This window comes from Limnofasciculus baicalensis BBK-W-15, from assembly GCF_024178385.1.
GTDB lineage: Bacteria > Cyanobacteriota > Cyanobacteriia > Cyanobacteriales > Coleofasciculaceae > Limnofasciculus > Limnofasciculus baicalensis.
Genome location: NZ_JAMZMM010000120.1, coordinates 1 through 16,169 on the forward strand (window position 1 = coordinate 1; position 16,169 = coordinate 16,169).

A 16,169-nucleotide genomic window follows, 5' to 3' on the forward strand; every position below is an offset into this window, starting at 1 on the left:
CGCCACTAAGGTATCCACTCTAAAACAATCCCCACGCGACTATCCTTACTTTGACGTGCATTTTGCTTCTGAATATCGGTAGATAAGCGTAAGTTTTGAGTAACTGCATAGCCAAAAGAAAGTGTGGTGATTCCCACTTCCTCACTACTACCCGGAGAGACAAAACTCTGAGTTAAGGATACATCGGCTGCACCCGTGCGAGACAAAACTAAAAAGACTCGCACCCCCAAATTTACCCCATCAGTTGAGTAATCGTCTGTTTCCAGCTTCCGATAACCCACAACTGGTGCAATATTAACATAACTCCCCAAGGGACGGATGTAATAATGTAAATCTGTACCAAATGATTCCCGTTTGCCATTAAAGGAAGATTGATAATCTCCACTTACCGTTAAGCCAGTATCACCAATAAATATATCTTCCACACCAATATTAAATCCTCCTGCTTGTTCAGTTGATGGAAACTGAGAGTAACCAAGACGCACCCGCGTGGAAAAACTAGGATCGTTGCGAATATCTTCTAAAACATTTGGTACTTCCTTTAGCCAGCGCTGTAAAACTGGACTATTTTCTATAATTTCTGGACTTAAATCTAAGTCTTGTGTAGAATTGAGAGATTCTCCGGGGATAGTTTCACCTAATGCAGGTGACCCCAGTAACAACAAGACAATTCCTATTTGCCACCAATAGACTGTTTCCATAAATATCTACCCAAAAGAAGTTTGAAATCATCTTAACTTTTTCTGACAGGAATCATTACCTTTTTACCGCCTTACTCCTTCGCCATTATGCCTATTCCTGCAGTCCCTTCCTTGGCTAATAGAGTCTTCGGGAAACTTTCCTTAAGGACTATTCTGATTCTCCCCTTTATCCTGCAAGTCGTCGGGACAGTGGGAGTAGTGGGCTATCTTTCCTATCGGAGCGGGCAAGGAGCCGTCAAAAATTTAGTTCATCAGTTGATGGCGGCAACCGGAGATTGCGTCACTCAAAAGCTAGACAACTATTTGCAAACAGCTCACCACATCAACCAGTCTCACCTTGCTACCCTAAAATCTGGCGGAATTAGTCTAAAAAACCTCGATAAACTCCATAATTATCTCATCTTACAACTTCAGCATTATCCAGAGATTACAGCCCTGCTTTTGGGTACTTCTCAAGGAGACTTTCGATTGATTCACCGGGTTATGCCCGGTGAAATTGAGTCAGGATACGCTAAAAATCCTTCAGAATTGCCCTTTGAAGCTGGGCGTTCAAATAAGAACAATTTAAGTCGGTTAGATTCTTATGCCATCGATGAAGCAGGGAATTTAGGGAGATATCTAAGTAGTACAGAAAACCTTGATGTCCGAAAACGTCCCTGGTATCGTCGTGCAGTTGAGACGAAAATATCTGGCTGGAGCGAACCTTTCCAAATAGGCTCGACAAATCAGTTAACCCTTAACGCCTATCTCCCTTTCTATAATGCCTCTCAACAGCTTGAAGGGGTATTCTCCGTAAACCTAAGTCTTGAACAGCTCAATGACTTTCTTGAAAGACTTTTTATCAGTAAAAGGGGACAGGTATTCATTGTGGAGCGAGATGGTTTGTTAATCGCCAATTCTGCGGCACAACCATCTTACATTTCCTCCAATCTTGCTTCTACTTCACCGAATGGCAAGCCCCCAGTTACCCAGCCAGGGGCAATCACATTTCGTCGGCTTTCTGCTTTAGAGAGTGCCAATCCATTGATGAGGGCTGCTACTGAAAAGTTACAGAAAACTTTTGGTAGCCTTAAAACCATCCAATCAGCCCAAGAATTAGACCTGGATCCAGAGGAAAATTCTCCTGAAAAGAGCCTACGTGAAGACTACTTTATCCGCGTTATTCCCTATCAAGATGACTATGGTTTAGATTGGCTGATTGTGACGGTAGTACCTGAGTCTGACTTTATGGAGCAAGTCAATGCCAATACTCGCATTACTATCCTCTTGTGTATTGCTGCATTAGTTGGGTCCATAACTGTTGGTATTATTACTGCGAGTTGGATTACTCAACCTATTCTGCAATTGAACAACTCTGCCAAAGATATTGCTCAAGGTAAATGGGATAAAACGGTAGAAATTAATCGCTCTGATGAAGTAGGGGAATTAGCCAACTCTTTCAATTATATGGCAGTCCAACTGCAAAAATATTTTGCCGAACTCCAATCATCAAATAAATCCCTCGCCGAGAGTGAAAGTAAACTAAATCAAATTATTGAAGCGATTCCTGTGGGAGTGACAGTCCACGATATTACGGGAAAAGTTATCTATGGTAATCGTAAATCTAAACAGTTACTTGGTACTAATACTTTACCTGATGCTGAAACGGCACAATTGGCAGTAGCCTATAAAGTTTATTTGGCAGGAACAGACCAGTTATATTCGGTCGTAAATATGCCTGTTGTTCGCTCTTTGCACGGGGAAAAAGCAATGGTTAATGATCTGGAAATTCGTCTACCAAACCAACAAATCCCCTTGGAAGTTTACAGTACGCCCCTATTTGATGAAAGTGGAGAAGTTATTGCGGCTATTGCTGCATTCTTTGACATCACCGAACGCCGAAAAGCTCAAGAAATCCTAGCAGATTACAATCGTACTTTAGAAACCGAAGTAGCTCAAAAGACTCTTGAACTCCAACAAGCAAAAGAAGTTGCAGAAACCGCTAACCAAGCTAAAAGCACTTTTCTTGCCAATATGAGCCACGAATTGCGTACTCCCCTCAACGCCATTCTCGGTTTTGCTCAACTGATAAAAAATAGTCCCACTTTGCCTGCCAAACACCAAGAACAAATCGGGATAATTACCCGCAGTGGCGAACACCTCCTCACCCTGATTAACGATGTGCTAGATTTGGCAAAAATTGAAGCTAATCGCACCACCCTCAACGAAGAATACTTTGACCTCTATACTTTACTCTACGATGTTGAACAAATGTTCAGAATCAAAGGACAAAGCAAAGGGTTATACTTTAAAGTTAACAGAGATAATCTCGTTACCCAGCATGTATTAGTAGATGGGATTAAACTACGTCAAGTCTTAATAAACTTAATTTCCAATGCGATCAAATTTACAAATAAAGGGGGCGTATCTTTAACTGTTCAAAATTATAATATTCAATCTTCCCTTCCCTATTGTCAACTCAGTTTTGCAGTCTCTGACACGGGTGCTGGTATTGCTTCAGAAGAGTTAGACAGTATCTTTGAAGCATTTGTGCAATCGTCAACAGGTAAACAATCAGTGGAAGGAACAGGTTTGGGTTTGCCGATTAGTCGTGCTTTTGTGCAACTGATGGGGGGAGATATTTCTGTTCGTTCCGTTGTTGGCGAGGGCAGTACTTTTAGTTTTGATATTCATGTTAGTGTAGTTGAAGATACGTCAATTCCAACTCAAGAAACTATCGGTAAAGTTATTGCCATAGAACCCAATCAACCTCGCTACCGCATCTTGATTGTGGATGATAAGTCTGACAATCGTCAATTACTAATGCAATTGCTTTCTCCTTTAGGTTTTGAACTAAAAGAAGCTAGTAATGGTCAAGAAGCGGTGGAAATTTGGCAGGATTTTGAGCCGCACTTAATCTGGATGGATTTGGGGATGCCTGTGATGAATGGCTATGAAGCTGCTAAACAGATTAAATCGACTGCCAAAGGTCAAGCAACAGCTATTATCGCAGTGAGTGCTAGTATCGCATCCCCAGAAATAGTGATGACTAAGGATAATAAATTCGATGATTTTATCCAAAAACCATTCTGTCAGGCAGATATTTTTTTAGCGATGAGTAAACATATTGGTGTCCGCTTTATTTACGAAGAAACCCACGATCTTTTAAATGGCAATCCGACCGAAGTGATGAAGAAAAATCTTGACGATTTAGCAGATTTACCACCGGAATTAGTAGCAAGATTTTGTGAGGCAATAGTTAATGGAGATTTTGATTTAATCTTGACTATAATTGAGGGAATTCGCCCTGAAAATGACTCCCTGGCTACTATGTTAGCTGCTTTAGCTAATAATTTCCAGTATCAGGAGTTATTAGACTTGCTCAAACGCTAATTCTCCATCTTAAAATGTTATAAGAGTACCCTCGCTATATCGATACTCCGATTAACCAGTGGGGAATTACCGCCAACTAATAAATTGATCCTAGCGAATCCATCGCCAAATCTATCGCTAAACTATATATGGATATGGGGACGCGATCGCACTCTCCCCAGCACAACCCCTTTCTGCCATGCCCATTCGTACTTTCAATCGCTTATTCACCAGAGTTGCAGGGAAACTTCCCCTGCGGATAGTCATCATTGTCCCCTTTGTCCTGCAAATCGTGGGGACAGTGGGGTTGGTGGGGTATCTCTCCGATAGAAATGGGCAAGAGGCTGTTAAAGACTTAGCTTATCAGTTAATAGATCGGGTAGACCAGCGCGTCGAGCAAAATCTGCAAAATTATTTGGATGTCCCTCAGCAGATTAATCAAAGCCTTGCCGCAGGTATTCGCACGAATGTTTTGGATTGGAAAAATTTTTCGGCTTTAGAAGGCTACTTCGCACAACAACTGCAAATCTCTACCACGGTTAGTAATGTGGCAATCGCCACTGAACAAAAAGAATTTCTGGCTGTTGAAAAATCATTAGTAAGTGATTCTTTGATTATTCGAGTTATCGATAAATCTACAAATAAGGCCTTTCACTATTATACTGCTAATTCTGAAGGGAAGCGAATTAAACTAACAAAAGTCAGACATGACTACGATCCCCACAAAGATCCACCTGATAGTCATCCCTGGTATCAAGCAGCGCGGGAGGCAGAGCGTGGCATTTGGCTTCCAGTTGTTAATCTATCCCAGGGAGTCGAGCATCCCATATTAACGATAGTTAACTTTTTACCTTTTGAGGACTCAGATGGCAATTTCCAGGGAGTTTTAGCAGCATCACTTTTTCTGAATCACTTTACTGATTTTCTAGATAGTTTAAAAGTGGGACGTACAGGACAAGTATTCATTATTGACCGACAAGGGTTACTTATTGCAAGTTCCACAGGTGAGACACCATTTAAGCAAAATTTTAATGCCGATTATCTGAAAAACTTGAATCCTCAAGATTGGAGAATGCTAGCCAAAAACAGTAATAATTCTCTAACAAAGGCAACCATTAATTTCCTATTAACTCATGTTAAAGACTTGGGTAAAATCGATCGAAATCAAAAAAATGAGTTTGACTTTGACCACAATCGCTATTTCCTCCAGGTGAATCCCATCCAGAATAAATCCGAGTTAGACTGGTTGATGATAACAGTTGTTCCAGAAGCAGATTTTATAGAACATATTCAGACCAATACCCGCACTAATTTCATATTATGTATCGCGGCTTTAGTTGGATCTACAGTTATTGGCATTTTAACCGCTCGTTGGATTACTCAACCTATCCTAGATTTAAATACTGCTGCTAAAAAAATTGCTAATAGAGAATGGGATAAAAAGGTAGAAACTACGCGCTCTGATGAAATAGGAGAACTAGCAAATTCATTTAATCTCATGGTAGCGAAACTGCAACAGTCATTTACCGAACTCAAATCTGTAAATAAAGCGTTATCAGAGAGTGAGAGCCAATTAAGGCAATTTCTCGAAGCCATCCCTTTAGGAGTAGCTATCCACGATTCGACGGGTAAAGTTATTTACTTTAACCCAACTGCAAAACAGTTACTTGGGATAGAAATAATTCCAGAAATTACTCCCGAAGCACTTGCCGAATCTTATCTACTTTATCGCCAAAATGAGCTATATCCTACTGAAGAATTACCCGCATTACGAGTCCTAAAAGGCGAAACACTAATTATTAACGATATAGAACTCCATCGCCATGGAAAAATTACTCCATTTGAAGTCCATGGTACACCAATTTTTGATGGTGAAGGCAAAATTAGCTATGCTATTATTGCCTTTGTTGATATTACCCAACGGAAACAAACTGAAAAAATATTAGCCGAGTACAACCGCACCTTGGCAGCCGAAGTTGCCCAAAGAACAGCAGATTTAGAGGATAGCAAACGCAGACTATCTACATTAATCGATAACCTACCAGGTTATGTCTATCGCGTTGCCAACGATCCGAACTATACACCTGAATTCATGAGTGAGGGCGTGTTCTTAGTCACAGGATATCGGCAGGAAGAATATCTAATCGATCGCACGATTACTTGCGCACAGGAAATCCACCCAGACGATAGCAAACTAGTTTGGGAAACTATCCAAAAAGCTGTTGAAGTACGGCAACCTTATGAATGTGAGTATAGAATTATTACCAAATCTGGTACTCAAAAATGGCTTTGGGAAAGGGGACGTGGTATCTATACAGAAAATAGTGAACCGCTCTTTCTAGAAGGTTTTGTTACAGATATTACTGAACGCAAACAATTTGCACAAGCCTTAATTGAAAGTGAAAATAGATTAAGAATAGCTCTTGATGCTACCAAAACTATTTGTTGGGAGCGAGATTTAAACACCAATAATATTCTATTTATTGGAACTATTGCTAATCCTTCAATTCCAATTATAATGTCATATTTAGAATCATTAAATGCGGTACATCCAGAGGATCGAGAAGAGATTCATCAAGCAAATGAAACAGCAATCGCTACATTAGGTTTTTTTGAAATTGAGCATCGAATTATCTTTGAGGAAAACCCAATCCGGTGGGATTGGGTTCTGACAAAAGCAAAAGTTATCCCTGATGAAGCGGGTAAACCAACTCGAATTATTGGTATTTCTATCGATATTAGTGATACCTATCGGCAAGCTTTGCAACGCAAAGAGATAGAGAAAGAAATACGTCAACTGACTACAGCCCTAGAAAATGCAGTAGAAGGAATCTCGCGGTTAGATAAGGAAGGGCGTTATATTACTGTTAATAAAGCCTATGCCGAGACTACGGGTTATCAACCCGAAGAAATGATTGGGATGGAATGGCCGTTAACCGTACACCCTGAAGATCTAGACAAATTGATCGCGGCTTATCAAGAAATGCTGGAAGTGGGTAAAGTAGAAGTTGAAGCAAGAGGCATTCGCAAAAACGGTTCCATCTTTTACAAGCAACTCGTTATGGTAACCGCCTACGATGAGGAACAAAACTTCATCGGGTATTACTGTTTTATGAAGGATATTACTGAACGAAAACAAGCAGAAATTGAATTACAACACGCCAAAGAAGCCGCTGAATCTGCCAACCGTGCCAAAAGCACCTTCTTAGCCAATATGAGTCACGAACTCCGCACCCCCCTCAATGGCATTTTAGGCTACGCACAAATATTTCAAAGAGATAAAAACCTTACTCTCAACCAAAAAGAAGGTGTTGAGATTATTTATAATTGCGGTAATCACCTATTAACCCTGATTAATGATATTTTAGATCTGTCTAAAATCGAAGCTGGCAAAGTAGATCTATATCCAGAAGAACTACACTTTACTTCATTTATTCTCAGCATAATCGAAATATTCTGCTTCAGATCTAAACAGAAAGAAATTAACTTTAACTATCTGGATTGTCAGCCACTTCCTACAGTCGTTTATGCCGATGAAAAGCGATTGCGTCAAGTTTTAATTAATCTTCTTTCTAATGCAGTCAAATTCACTAATACTGGCAGCGTAACCTTCAAAGTAGAAGTTATTGCTTCTGAAGAAAGGACAAATGACAAAGGACAAATTACCATACAAAAAATCCGCTTCCAAGTTGAAGATACTGGCATCGGCATGACAAGAGAAGAAATAAAAAAGATATTCTTGCCCTTTGAACAAGCAGGAAATCGTTATCAGGGCGAAGGAACAGGATTAGGATTAGCAATTACTAAGAAAATTCTTGACATGATGGGAAGCCAAGTTTTTGTTGAAAGTACTCCTGGAATTGGCAGTATATTTTGGTTTGATTTAGATTTGTCTGTACTGTCAAGTTCGGAACAGTTAATAACTGTCAAGTCTACAGATACAATCGTTAGCTACTCTGGTGCAAAACGAAAAATTCTCGTCGTTGATGACCGTTGGGAAAATTGTGCCGTTATCATCAATATGCTAGAATCTATCGGATTTGAACTAGCAGAAGCAGCAAATGGAAAAGCAGGATTAGAAAAAGCGATTGAGTTTCAACCAGATTTGATTCTCGCTGATTTAGTAATGCCAGTGATGGATGGTTATGAGATGACGCGACAACTTCGCCAATTACCAGAATTTAAAACGACAATTATTATTGCCGTTTCTGCCAATGCTTTTGCAGTTGATAGGGAACAAAGTCTAGATTCTGGTTGCAATGATTTTCTCCCCAAGCCCTTCCAATGTGAACAATTACTACAAAAAATTAAAGATTATTTGGACATTTCATGGATTTATGAAGAAATCGACGATAGGGAAGAAAATATAATTAGCCCTTCAGAAATGATCTTGCCCCCCTTTGAAGAATTAATTACCTTGTATAACGCTTCTCAGCTTGGCGATACCGATATTGTTGAACAGGAAGCTATCCGACTCCGAGAATTAGATCCTAACTATAGTTCCTTTACCAATAGAGTTTTGGAACTTGTAGAGGTGTTTGATTGTGAAAAAATTAGCAAATTAGTTGAAGGTTATTATAAGTAATAAGCTGATTTTATTCATTTCTCTTCTTTGCGTACCTACTCTACGAGAAGCCGCTGCGCGTCTATGCGCTTCCCTTTGCGTACCTTGGCGTTAAAAAAACTCTGTTCCACAAACCACTATCATAACCAAAAAAAAAGTAGCCCTACCAACTGTAGAACTACTAAACCTAGAAAAAATACTTAGTACAAACACAAATCGAGAGTTTAATACATTACACAGGAAGGGATAACTAAAATTTCCCAATAACTCCCAATTCATGTCCGTCCAGAATATAGCGGAGCAAACCTTACCGGGCTACACCCTGGACTTGGGTTACTTCAATCGGCTTCATCAAGTACAGCCGCAGGAATTGCCAACCATTAGAAACATAGTAGGGCAGCTTCTGGAACAATTGCAGGAATTTAGGAGAGTTGGCATTTGCGATCGCAGTCAACTTCTCGTTATTCTCGATACAGATTTCCAGACGTTCGTAGAATTCTGGTTTTTCCACATCCAAAATCACTGGGAAAACTCGTCCTGCGGTTTCGTTGGTCTTCTCAATCACGTATTTATCATAATCGCGGGCATTTAAACCAATCGTGGCATAGAACGCCCCACGCTGAATATCGTTCAGATACATTGTCACAAATACGGACAGTAAGAAGAACCGACTCCACAGTTTCGCCTTCCAGTCATTTAAGATACTTGGCTGTGCCCGCATAATCGCATCAAAGAAGTCCCCGTGGCGATTTTCATCTTGGCACCAGTTTTCAAAGAACCGGAAAATCGGATAAATCCGGTCTTCTGGATTTGCTTCTAAATGGCGATAAATGGTGATATAGCGCCAATATCCAATCTTCTCAGATAGATAGGTAGCGTAGAAGATAAACTTCGGCTGGAAGAAAGTGTATTTATGGTTCTTGGTGAGGAAGCCCAAATCCAACGACAGATTAAAGTCTGACATCGCCTTGTTCAGGAATCCCGCGTGCCGTGCTTCGTCGCGAGACATCAGGTTGAAGCACTCAGCTAACACTGGGCTTTTTCCTTTTAAGCGACGACCTAATTCTTTATAGAGGAGGAATCCGGAAAATTCTGCTGTACAGGAACGTTCTAGAAATTCGATAAACAAGCGACGGGTTTCACCATCAATATGATCCCAGGATTGCTGGAATTCCTCATCCCGGACAAAGTGGTGGCGATTGTAGTCAGTACGAAATTCTTCTAATATCGCTAGGAGTTCATCCTCATTTGGCGAGATATCCATCTTCGCCATCGCTTCAAAGTCTGTAGTGTAGAACCGAGGCGTTAGGAGGCTTTCCTTGGCGGGAGCTTTTATTCCTGGTCGCAGCTCTTCAAAGGCTGGTTTTTGGAGGGTATTTACCATATCCTTAATTTGCTTGTTATCTTTGTTTAGGATTTTGCGGTAGTTCGTGTCGATCTTTGATCGTATGACTCAATCCACCTAAAATGGAGGACTGCCTATTGAGTTTACCAGCCTCTTGGTGAGTGGAATAGGCAATTAACGTTAAGATTTGCAAACTCGCTTAAAATTTCTTAAAAGGGAACGGGGAAAGGGGAACGGGGAACGGGGAATATCGAAAACAATACCAAGTTGCTTTCAAATGTTGAATGTAGGACACTTCGTCACCATCTGTCAGCCCCAGGCGGGACGGAGGCTCTACAAGTTCCACATCTTTCCTGCAACTTGGTATAAATCTTGAAACTCTAGTTTACAGTTTCAAGGCGACCATAAAAGATCCCCTGAATTTTTAGCTCTTCAGGATCGTCAGCACCTAAGTCAGTATCAGAAGGCTGTTCGCTCTCAAAAGTCCCGGCAATTTCCCCGGTATAGGCATCCACCTTGGCGACTTGGAGAGAGATATTACCACTGCGAACTTCATATTGCTTAGTGTTGGAACGAGAAAGTTCCTCTTTATCAGCTTGAGACGGTAGGGCGACAGCATTATCATACCCAGCGGTGACACCGCGACCTTTAGGATCGAGGAAAGCCGCTCCCCGGTAGGAAGGAACTCTGAACTCGCCTTCAAAGTCAGTGGAGGTATTGATACTGTTCATATTTGGATCAGTCGTCGCGACTAAATTCTTAATCGTGAACATGAACGGTACTTGCTCACCTCCAGGTAACTGAACAGTAATGGCTTGGAAGTCAATCCCATCTTTCTCAGTGAAAGTCAGGCTACCATCTTCTTGAGCCTGTAAAGAGCCTGTGATTTGAGCAAGGCTAGAAGTGTATCTTGTCACTACATTACCCTCAACATATTCAGCCTTTAGCCGTTTGTTGGTAGGTTCTTCCTTAACAAAGTAAGTAGTTGGCTGCAAGCAGATATCCACTATGCTGTAGGACTTAGTCGGATCGATGGGAATAGAACCGCGAGTTGTTTCCGATAACTGCGGACATAAATTTGCTAACCCAGTACCTTTGATCTGATCGTAGGTTAGTAGTTCAGTGCTGGTAGCTGTTGCTGGACCTTCACTACAAGCGGTTAATACCCCCAGGCACAATGCCAGGAAGGCAACAATGATAGCGCGATACCTCATAATCAACCTCAATCGTCAATATCTGATCTGAAAATTTTTGTTATGGTGGTTCCTGGCTCGGGTTTGGTGTGAATAGGCTGTAAAAAGCGATTATCCTCTAGAAATCGAGGATAGTTATCGACAAATTACTCCACACCAACCTATTAGCGCTTGCGGCACACTGTCTATGGCGGCATCGCTAATTGACTACTCCCCTGCCTGAAGGCGAGGGGATTCTAAGCAGTTGCTACGAGACAGGGTAAACCCGTGCCTCTTCGCTCTGTTTAGCTGGCATCCAAAAACGAATGCTGAACTCCTGCGATCAGGAACAACGTTCTTAGCCCGACACCTTCGGCGTGAACCCTAGCTTTTCTTTAGAGCATTGTACATGGGAAGCGTCACTTTTTCTGTTCGATTGAGCGGCAGGCAGTCTCTTCTGGCTGGAGCCTTCTCGCCATAATCGATAAATATATGTAAAATTGCTCCTATGGAGCTGGAAAATAAATCGAAGTCAAAGTCCTTAGAAGTCCCACTGCAAGCCATTAGTGCCGAGATTTGGGTCTTAGCCAAAAGCCAGGAGGGGGATAGTCAATCCCTATTGGCTCTCCTGCGCACTTTAGAGCAGGCACATCGCGAAATTCGGGAAAGCTTATTTCAAGCTTCCTTACCGGATAATCGGCAAAAATTGTATGCCCTGCTCAAAAATATTGAAGAATCAGGGGGTTGGCCTTACGTTGAGCGGATGAAACTGCGATCGCTCTTAGCCAATCTACCAGAATCTCAACCACCTAACCCAGAAATGGGCGAAGCTAGCGAATCTTCCCCATAGTCCAGAATCTTTGGCTGTTAGAGGGGAAATAGGGAGTGGGGAAGAATTTTGTTCCCCACTCCCTACTCCACCTGAGTTCGGTGTTAGTAGTAGCCGCCCTGAAAGGGCTACTCCTAACTCCTAACCCCTAACCCCTAACTCCTAACTCCTAACTCATTCCCCACACTTCTTTTATGCAACAAATTAAATTTGGCACAGATGGCTGGCGTGGTTTGATTGCCGCCGATTTTACCTTTGAGCGTTTGGCATTGGTTGCGGCGGCGGCTGCTCAAGTTCTCAAAGATAGCTATGGTCAGGATACTGGTAGCAATACAATTATCGTCGGTTACGATCGCCGTTTTATGGCAGAAGACTTTGCCACAAAGACAGCACAAGTCGTTCAAGCTGCCGGATTTGATGTATTACTCTCAACAAGTTACGCCCCAACTCCAGCATTTAGTTGGGCTGCCAAACAAGAGAATGCTCTAGGCGCTTTTGTCTTAACTGCTAGTCACAATCCTGGCGGTTATTTAGGATTCAAAGTCAAAGGCGCTTTTGGTGGTTCCGTTCCTGAAGAAATTACCCAACAAATTGAAGCTAAACTAGCACAACCGTCAGTAACTGCCCAAACTCCGGGCAAAATCCAGACTTATGAGCCTTGGCAAAGTTACTGTGCAGGATTGCGAGCCAAAGTTAATCTTGATAGCATTAAAGAGCTAATTAGTCAAGGAAAACTAACCGTCTATGCCGATGTCATGCACGGTGCAGCAGCCGGAGGCTTAGAGAAAATCCTGGGGATGCCCATTGAGGAACTTAATACTTCGCGAGATCCCTTATTTGGTGGTGGTGCGCCGGAACCTTTGCCCCGTTATCTTTCTCAATTATTCAGATCGATTAGAAGTCATCGCCGTCAACCTGGAGCAGGTTTAGCGGTAGGGTTAGTATTTGATGGAGATAGCGATCGCGTGGCGGCTGTGGATGGGGAGGGTAATTTCCTCAGTTCCCAAATTCTCATCCCCATTCTGATCGAACATCTTGCTGAACGGCATCATTTTACCGGAGAAATTGTCAAAACCGTCAGCGGTTCAGAATTAATTCCCCGTGTTGCCCAACTTTATGGGCTACCTGTATACGAAACCCCCATCGGCTACAAATATATTGCCGATCGCATGTTATCAGCTCAAGTATTATTAGGGGGAGAAGAATCAGGTGGAATCGGTTACGGAACTCACATTCCAGAACGAGATGCTCTATTATCTGCCCTTTATGTCCTAGAGGCAATCGCTCAATCACAAATGGATTTGAGTCAACTATACCGCCGACTACAAGATCGTACTGGGTATAATGCTGCTTACGATCGCATCGACTTACACCTGTCAGGCATGGACGTGCGATCGCGCTTACTGGAACAATTAGAAACGCAGCCTATAACTGAAATTGACGGTAATTCAGTTATAGATTGCCAAACTACTGATGGCTACAAATTCCGCCTAGCTAATGATAGCTGGCTATTAATTCGCTTCAGCGGTACTGAACCTGTATTGCGATTGTACTGCGAAGCACCCACTATCAAACAAGTCCATCAAACCCTCAATTGGGCGAAAGATTGGGCAAATTCTGTTTGATAATTGGTTGTTGGTTGTTGGTTGTTGGTTATTGGTTGTTGGTTGTTGGTTGTTATTGTTTAATATAGCAATCGCCAAGGTGGTTAGGACATTCTAAATTACTGAAACCATTGATATCATTTTCGTCTTCCCCTAGTCCCTAGCTATATAACATAGCCAAGCAAAATATTACTGAATTACATTAAATAGATTAACCTAAAAGAAATACCTCCTTATCCCTATGACAACCACCACTCTCGCCCCACCAACAGAAATAATCAGACTCTCCGGTATCAGTTGGCAAACTTATGAAACCTTACACGCGGAACTGAGTATCAATCGCCGCTTACGCCTGACATACAATCGTGGTAATCTAGAAATTATGGCTCCTTCCCCTGAACATGAACTCTATAAAGAAGTAATGGGTCGTTTTGTGGAAACCCTAGCGGAAGAATTGAAAGTCAAAATTTATCCCCTAGGTTCCACAACCTTTAAACATCCACAACTCAGTGGTGCGGAACCAGATAAATGTTTCTATATTCAAAATATTAAGGCTGTCCAAGGTAAAAAAAGACTCAATCATGGGAAAGATCCTGGCCCCGATTTAGTAGTAGAAATCGATATTACTAGTGCTTCTACGGATCGATTTCAAGTTTATGCCGATTTAGGTGTATCTGAAATCTGGCGTTATGATGGGAAATCTTTTACAATTAACCAACTACAAGATAAAGAGTATGTAGTTAGAGAATACAGTTTATTCTTTCCAAATCTACCTCTATCGGAAATTACCCAATTTTTACAACAGGCGGAAACTATGGACTATTTAGAATTAGTCAGTGCCTTCCGAAATTGGATCAAAAGCCAAATTTCTCTCGGGTGAGGATGGTGCGTTAAAAAAGTGTAACGCACCCTACTGAATTTTAACAGAATTTATACGGAATTAACGTCTATAACGACCTTTCTGGGGAAAGACAGAAGTATAATTAAAATAATAATCTTTCTCAGAAGGTAGTCCCGTGCCGAAAATCACGATTGAAGTACCCGAAGAACTCTCTAACCAACTAGCAGAAATCGGAGATCGACTCCCCGAACTTTTGCGCTTGAGTCTCCAGCAACCAGCATTACCAGCTCATGTCTACCGCTATATCCTCAATTTTATTGCTAGCAAACCCACACCTCAAGAAATAGCTGCTTTTCGCCCCACACTAGAGATGCAACAGCGTTTGCGTAGTTTGCTTTTACGGAGTAAAGCTGGTGAACTTACTCCTACAGAGGAAAGAGAATTGAATAAATATGAGCAGATTAAACATTTAGTTATTATGCTAAAAGCGGGTAGTTTACCAAATTTTGTTAGTGCGCAGTGAGTACAACCTATATTTCAGCAGCACTCCGCCCCGTAAGTTTTTAGTAGGGCTTCAGCCCAACCGCGTCGATCGGATTTATAATCATATTAATCTAGTTAAGTGTGAAAATCACAATATGTCTTCAGAAAACATTGCTACCGTCATTAAAATGATGGAATCTTTATCTGAAACTGCTCAAGAGCGACTGATTGAGCATCTCAGAGAATATATTGAAAATTGGCGTAACGATCTTGAGTGGGATGGTTTAGTCCAGAAAACGCAAAGTCAATTAATTAATTCTGCTAAAGAAGCTAGAAAAGAAATTGCAGCCGGGAAAGCAAAACCAATGAACTATGACGAATTATGAAATCGGCTACTTTACCTTCTTTTTGGTCAACTTACCAATCTCTCGATCTCAAGATTCGACAACAAGCTAGAAAAGCTTACCGCTTATGGGCAGAAAATCCTTTTCATCCATCTTTACATTTTAAATGTATTAATCGTGAAGAAAACATCTGGTCTGTTAGAATAATATTAGATTATCGAGCAATTGGTATTCTGGACGAGGATACAGTTACTTGGTTTTGGATTGGCAGTCATGATGATTATGAGCAATTTTACTCATAAAGAGATATATCCCTCTTCTGTCACTCTAACCAACAACCAACAACCAACAACCAACAACCAACAACCAACAACCAACAACCAATGACAATACTCGTTGTCGCTACAGGAAATCCCGGTAAGCTGCGGGAGATGCAGGTATATCTGGCAGATTTAGGGTGGGAATTACAGTTAAAACCACCAGAATTGGAAATTGAAGAAACTGGCGATACCTTTGGGGCAAATGCCGCACTTAAGGCATCAGAGGTAGCAATTGCTACTGGGGAATGGGCGATCGCAGATGATTCGGGTTTGGCAGTTGATGCGTTGGATGGCGCACCGGGTATTTATTCCGCACGCTACGGCAAAACAGATCCTGAACGGATCGAACGGTTATTATTAGAACTAGGTAATGAATTAAATCGGGAAGCTCAGTTTGTTTGTGCGATCGCGATTGCTAATCCCGATGGTGCGATCGTATTACAAGTCGAAGGTATCTGTCGAGGTGAAATTTTGCGCACTCCTCGCGGTACAGGAGGATTCGGCTACGATCCAATTTTTTATATACCACAAGTAGGATTAACTTTTGCCGAGATGACACCGGAAGTCAAAAGACACCATAGTCATCGCGGCAAAGCTTTTGAATTACTCAGGGAG

The 16,169-nt window shown here is 41.6% G+C and carries 12 protein-coding genes; 9 read left to right on the forward strand and 3 right to left on the reverse strand.

Annotation, left to right across the window (positions count from 1 at the left end; all coding sequences use genetic code 11):
* Positions 1-5 precede the first annotated feature (5 nt).
* On the reverse strand, positions 6-701 hold the full coding sequence (locus NJ959_RS13480) for a hypothetical protein (protein WP_254012270.1): 696 nt from the start codon (positions 699-701) through the stop codon (positions 6-8).
* 87 nt (positions 702-788) lie between these two features.
* Between NJ959_RS13480 and NJ959_RS13485 the strand changes: the two genes are divergently transcribed.
* Together NJ959_RS13485 and NJ959_RS13490 are read left to right on the forward strand one after the other, a co-directional pair.
* Positions 789-4,073, forward strand: a complete 3,285-nt coding sequence (locus NJ959_RS13485; protein ID WP_254012271.1) for an ATP-binding protein — start codon at positions 789-791, stop codon at positions 4,071-4,073.
* A 178-nt stretch (positions 4,074-4,251) separates the two neighbouring features.
* The gene (locus tag NJ959_RS13490; protein WP_254012272.1) at positions 4,252-8,637 is read left to right on the forward strand and encodes a PAS domain S-box protein; all 4,386 of its coding nucleotides are present in this window, start codon (positions 4,252-4,254) and stop codon (positions 8,635-8,637) included.
* Positions 8,638-8,923: 286 nt separating this feature from the next.
* On the opposite strand, the gene acsF is transcribed toward NJ959_RS13490, so the two are convergent.
* Positions 8,924-10,000: a magnesium-protoporphyrin IX monomethyl ester (oxidative) cyclase gene (gene acsF / locus NJ959_RS13495; RefSeq protein WP_254012273.1), complete on the reverse strand. Its 1,077-nt coding sequence runs from the start codon at positions 9,998-10,000 to the stop codon at positions 8,924-8,926.
* 341 nt (positions 10,001-10,341) lie between these two features.
* Entirely contained in the window at positions 10,342-11,175 is an 834-nt protein-coding gene (locus NJ959_RS13500) for a photosystem II manganese-stabilizing polypeptide (protein WP_254012274.1), read from the reverse strand.
* A 466-nt stretch (positions 11,176-11,641) separates the two neighbouring features.
* On the opposite strand from NJ959_RS13500, the gene NJ959_RS13505 reads away from it, so the two are divergent.
* From NJ959_RS13505 to rdgB, 7 genes are all read left to right on the forward strand, one after another.
* Positions 11,642-11,983: a hypothetical protein gene (locus tag NJ959_RS13505; protein ID WP_254012275.1), complete on the forward strand. Its 342-nt coding sequence runs from the start codon at positions 11,642-11,644 to the stop codon at positions 11,981-11,983.
* A gap of 173 nt (positions 11,984-12,156) precedes the next feature.
* A complete protein-coding gene (locus NJ959_RS13510) occupies positions 12,157-13,587 on the forward strand; it encodes a phosphoglucomutase/phosphomannomutase family protein (RefSeq protein ID WP_254012276.1) in 1,431 nt (476 codons plus the stop codon).
* Between the two features lie 220 nt (positions 13,588-13,807).
* Positions 13,808-14,446 carry a Uma2 family endonuclease gene (locus NJ959_RS13515; protein WP_254012277.1) on the forward strand — a complete coding sequence of 213 codons (639 nt, stop codon included), beginning with the start codon at positions 13,808-13,810 and terminating at the stop codon, positions 14,444-14,446.
* Between the two features lie 136 nt (positions 14,447-14,582).
* The gene (locus NJ959_RS13520) at positions 14,583-14,930 is read left to right on the forward strand and encodes a hypothetical protein (protein ID WP_254012278.1); all 348 of its coding nucleotides are present in this window, start codon (positions 14,583-14,585) and stop codon (positions 14,928-14,930) included.
* A 115-nt stretch (positions 14,931-15,045) separates the two neighbouring features.
* Positions 15,046-15,276, forward strand: coding sequence for a hypothetical protein (locus tag NJ959_RS13525; RefSeq protein ID WP_254012279.1), 231 nt, complete (start codon positions 15,046-15,048; stop codon positions 15,274-15,276).
* Positions 15,273-15,536 (forward strand): ParE family toxin-like protein, encoded by a 264-nt coding sequence (locus tag NJ959_RS13530; protein WP_254012280.1) that lies wholly within the window; start codon positions 15,273-15,275, stop codon positions 15,534-15,536. Before NJ959_RS13525 ends, NJ959_RS13530 begins: the two co-directional genes overlap by 4 nt.
* Positions 15,537-15,617: 81 nt before the next feature.
* On the forward strand, positions 15,618-16,169 hold a 552-nt coding region (rdgB, locus tag NJ959_RS13535), incomplete at its 3' end, for an RdgB/HAM1 family non-canonical purine NTP pyrophosphatase (RefSeq protein WP_254012281.1).

Bases quoted from the DNA above. Each gene is read 5' to 3' on its own strand.
- NJ959_RS13530 (WP_254012280.1), top strand. From the start codon at position 15,273: ATGAAATCGGCTACTTTACCTTCTTTTTGGTCAACTTACCAATCTCTC.
- acsF (WP_254012273.1), bottom strand. From the start codon at position 10,000: ATGGTAAATACCCTCCAAAAACCAGCCTTTGAAGAGCTGCGACCAGGA.
- NJ959_RS13490 (WP_254012272.1), top strand. From the start codon at position 4,252: ATGCCCATTCGTACTTTCAATCGCTTATTCACCAGAGTTGCAGGGAAA.
- NJ959_RS13525 (WP_254012279.1), top strand. From the start codon at position 15,046: ATGTCTTCAGAAAACATTGCTACCGTCATTAAAATGATGGAATCTTTA.
- NJ959_RS13515 (WP_254012277.1), top strand. From the start codon at position 13,808: ATGACAACCACCACTCTCGCCCCACCAACAGAAATAATCAGACTCTCC.
- NJ959_RS13505 (WP_254012275.1), top strand. From the start codon at position 11,642: ATGGAGCTGGAAAATAAATCGAAGTCAAAGTCCTTAGAAGTCCCACTG.
- NJ959_RS13480 (WP_254012270.1), bottom strand. From the start codon at position 701: ATGGAAACAGTCTATTGGTGGCAAATAGGAATTGTCTTGTTGTTACTG.
- NJ959_RS13510 (WP_254012276.1), top strand. From the start codon at position 12,157: ATGCAACAAATTAAATTTGGCACAGATGGCTGGCGTGGTTTGATTGCC.
- NJ959_RS13485 (WP_254012271.1), top strand. From the start codon at position 789: ATGCCTATTCCTGCAGTCCCTTCCTTGGCTAATAGAGTCTTCGGGAAA.
- NJ959_RS13500 (WP_254012274.1), bottom strand. From the start codon at position 11,175: ATGAGGTATCGCGCTATCATTGTTGCCTTCCTGGCATTGTGCCTGGGG.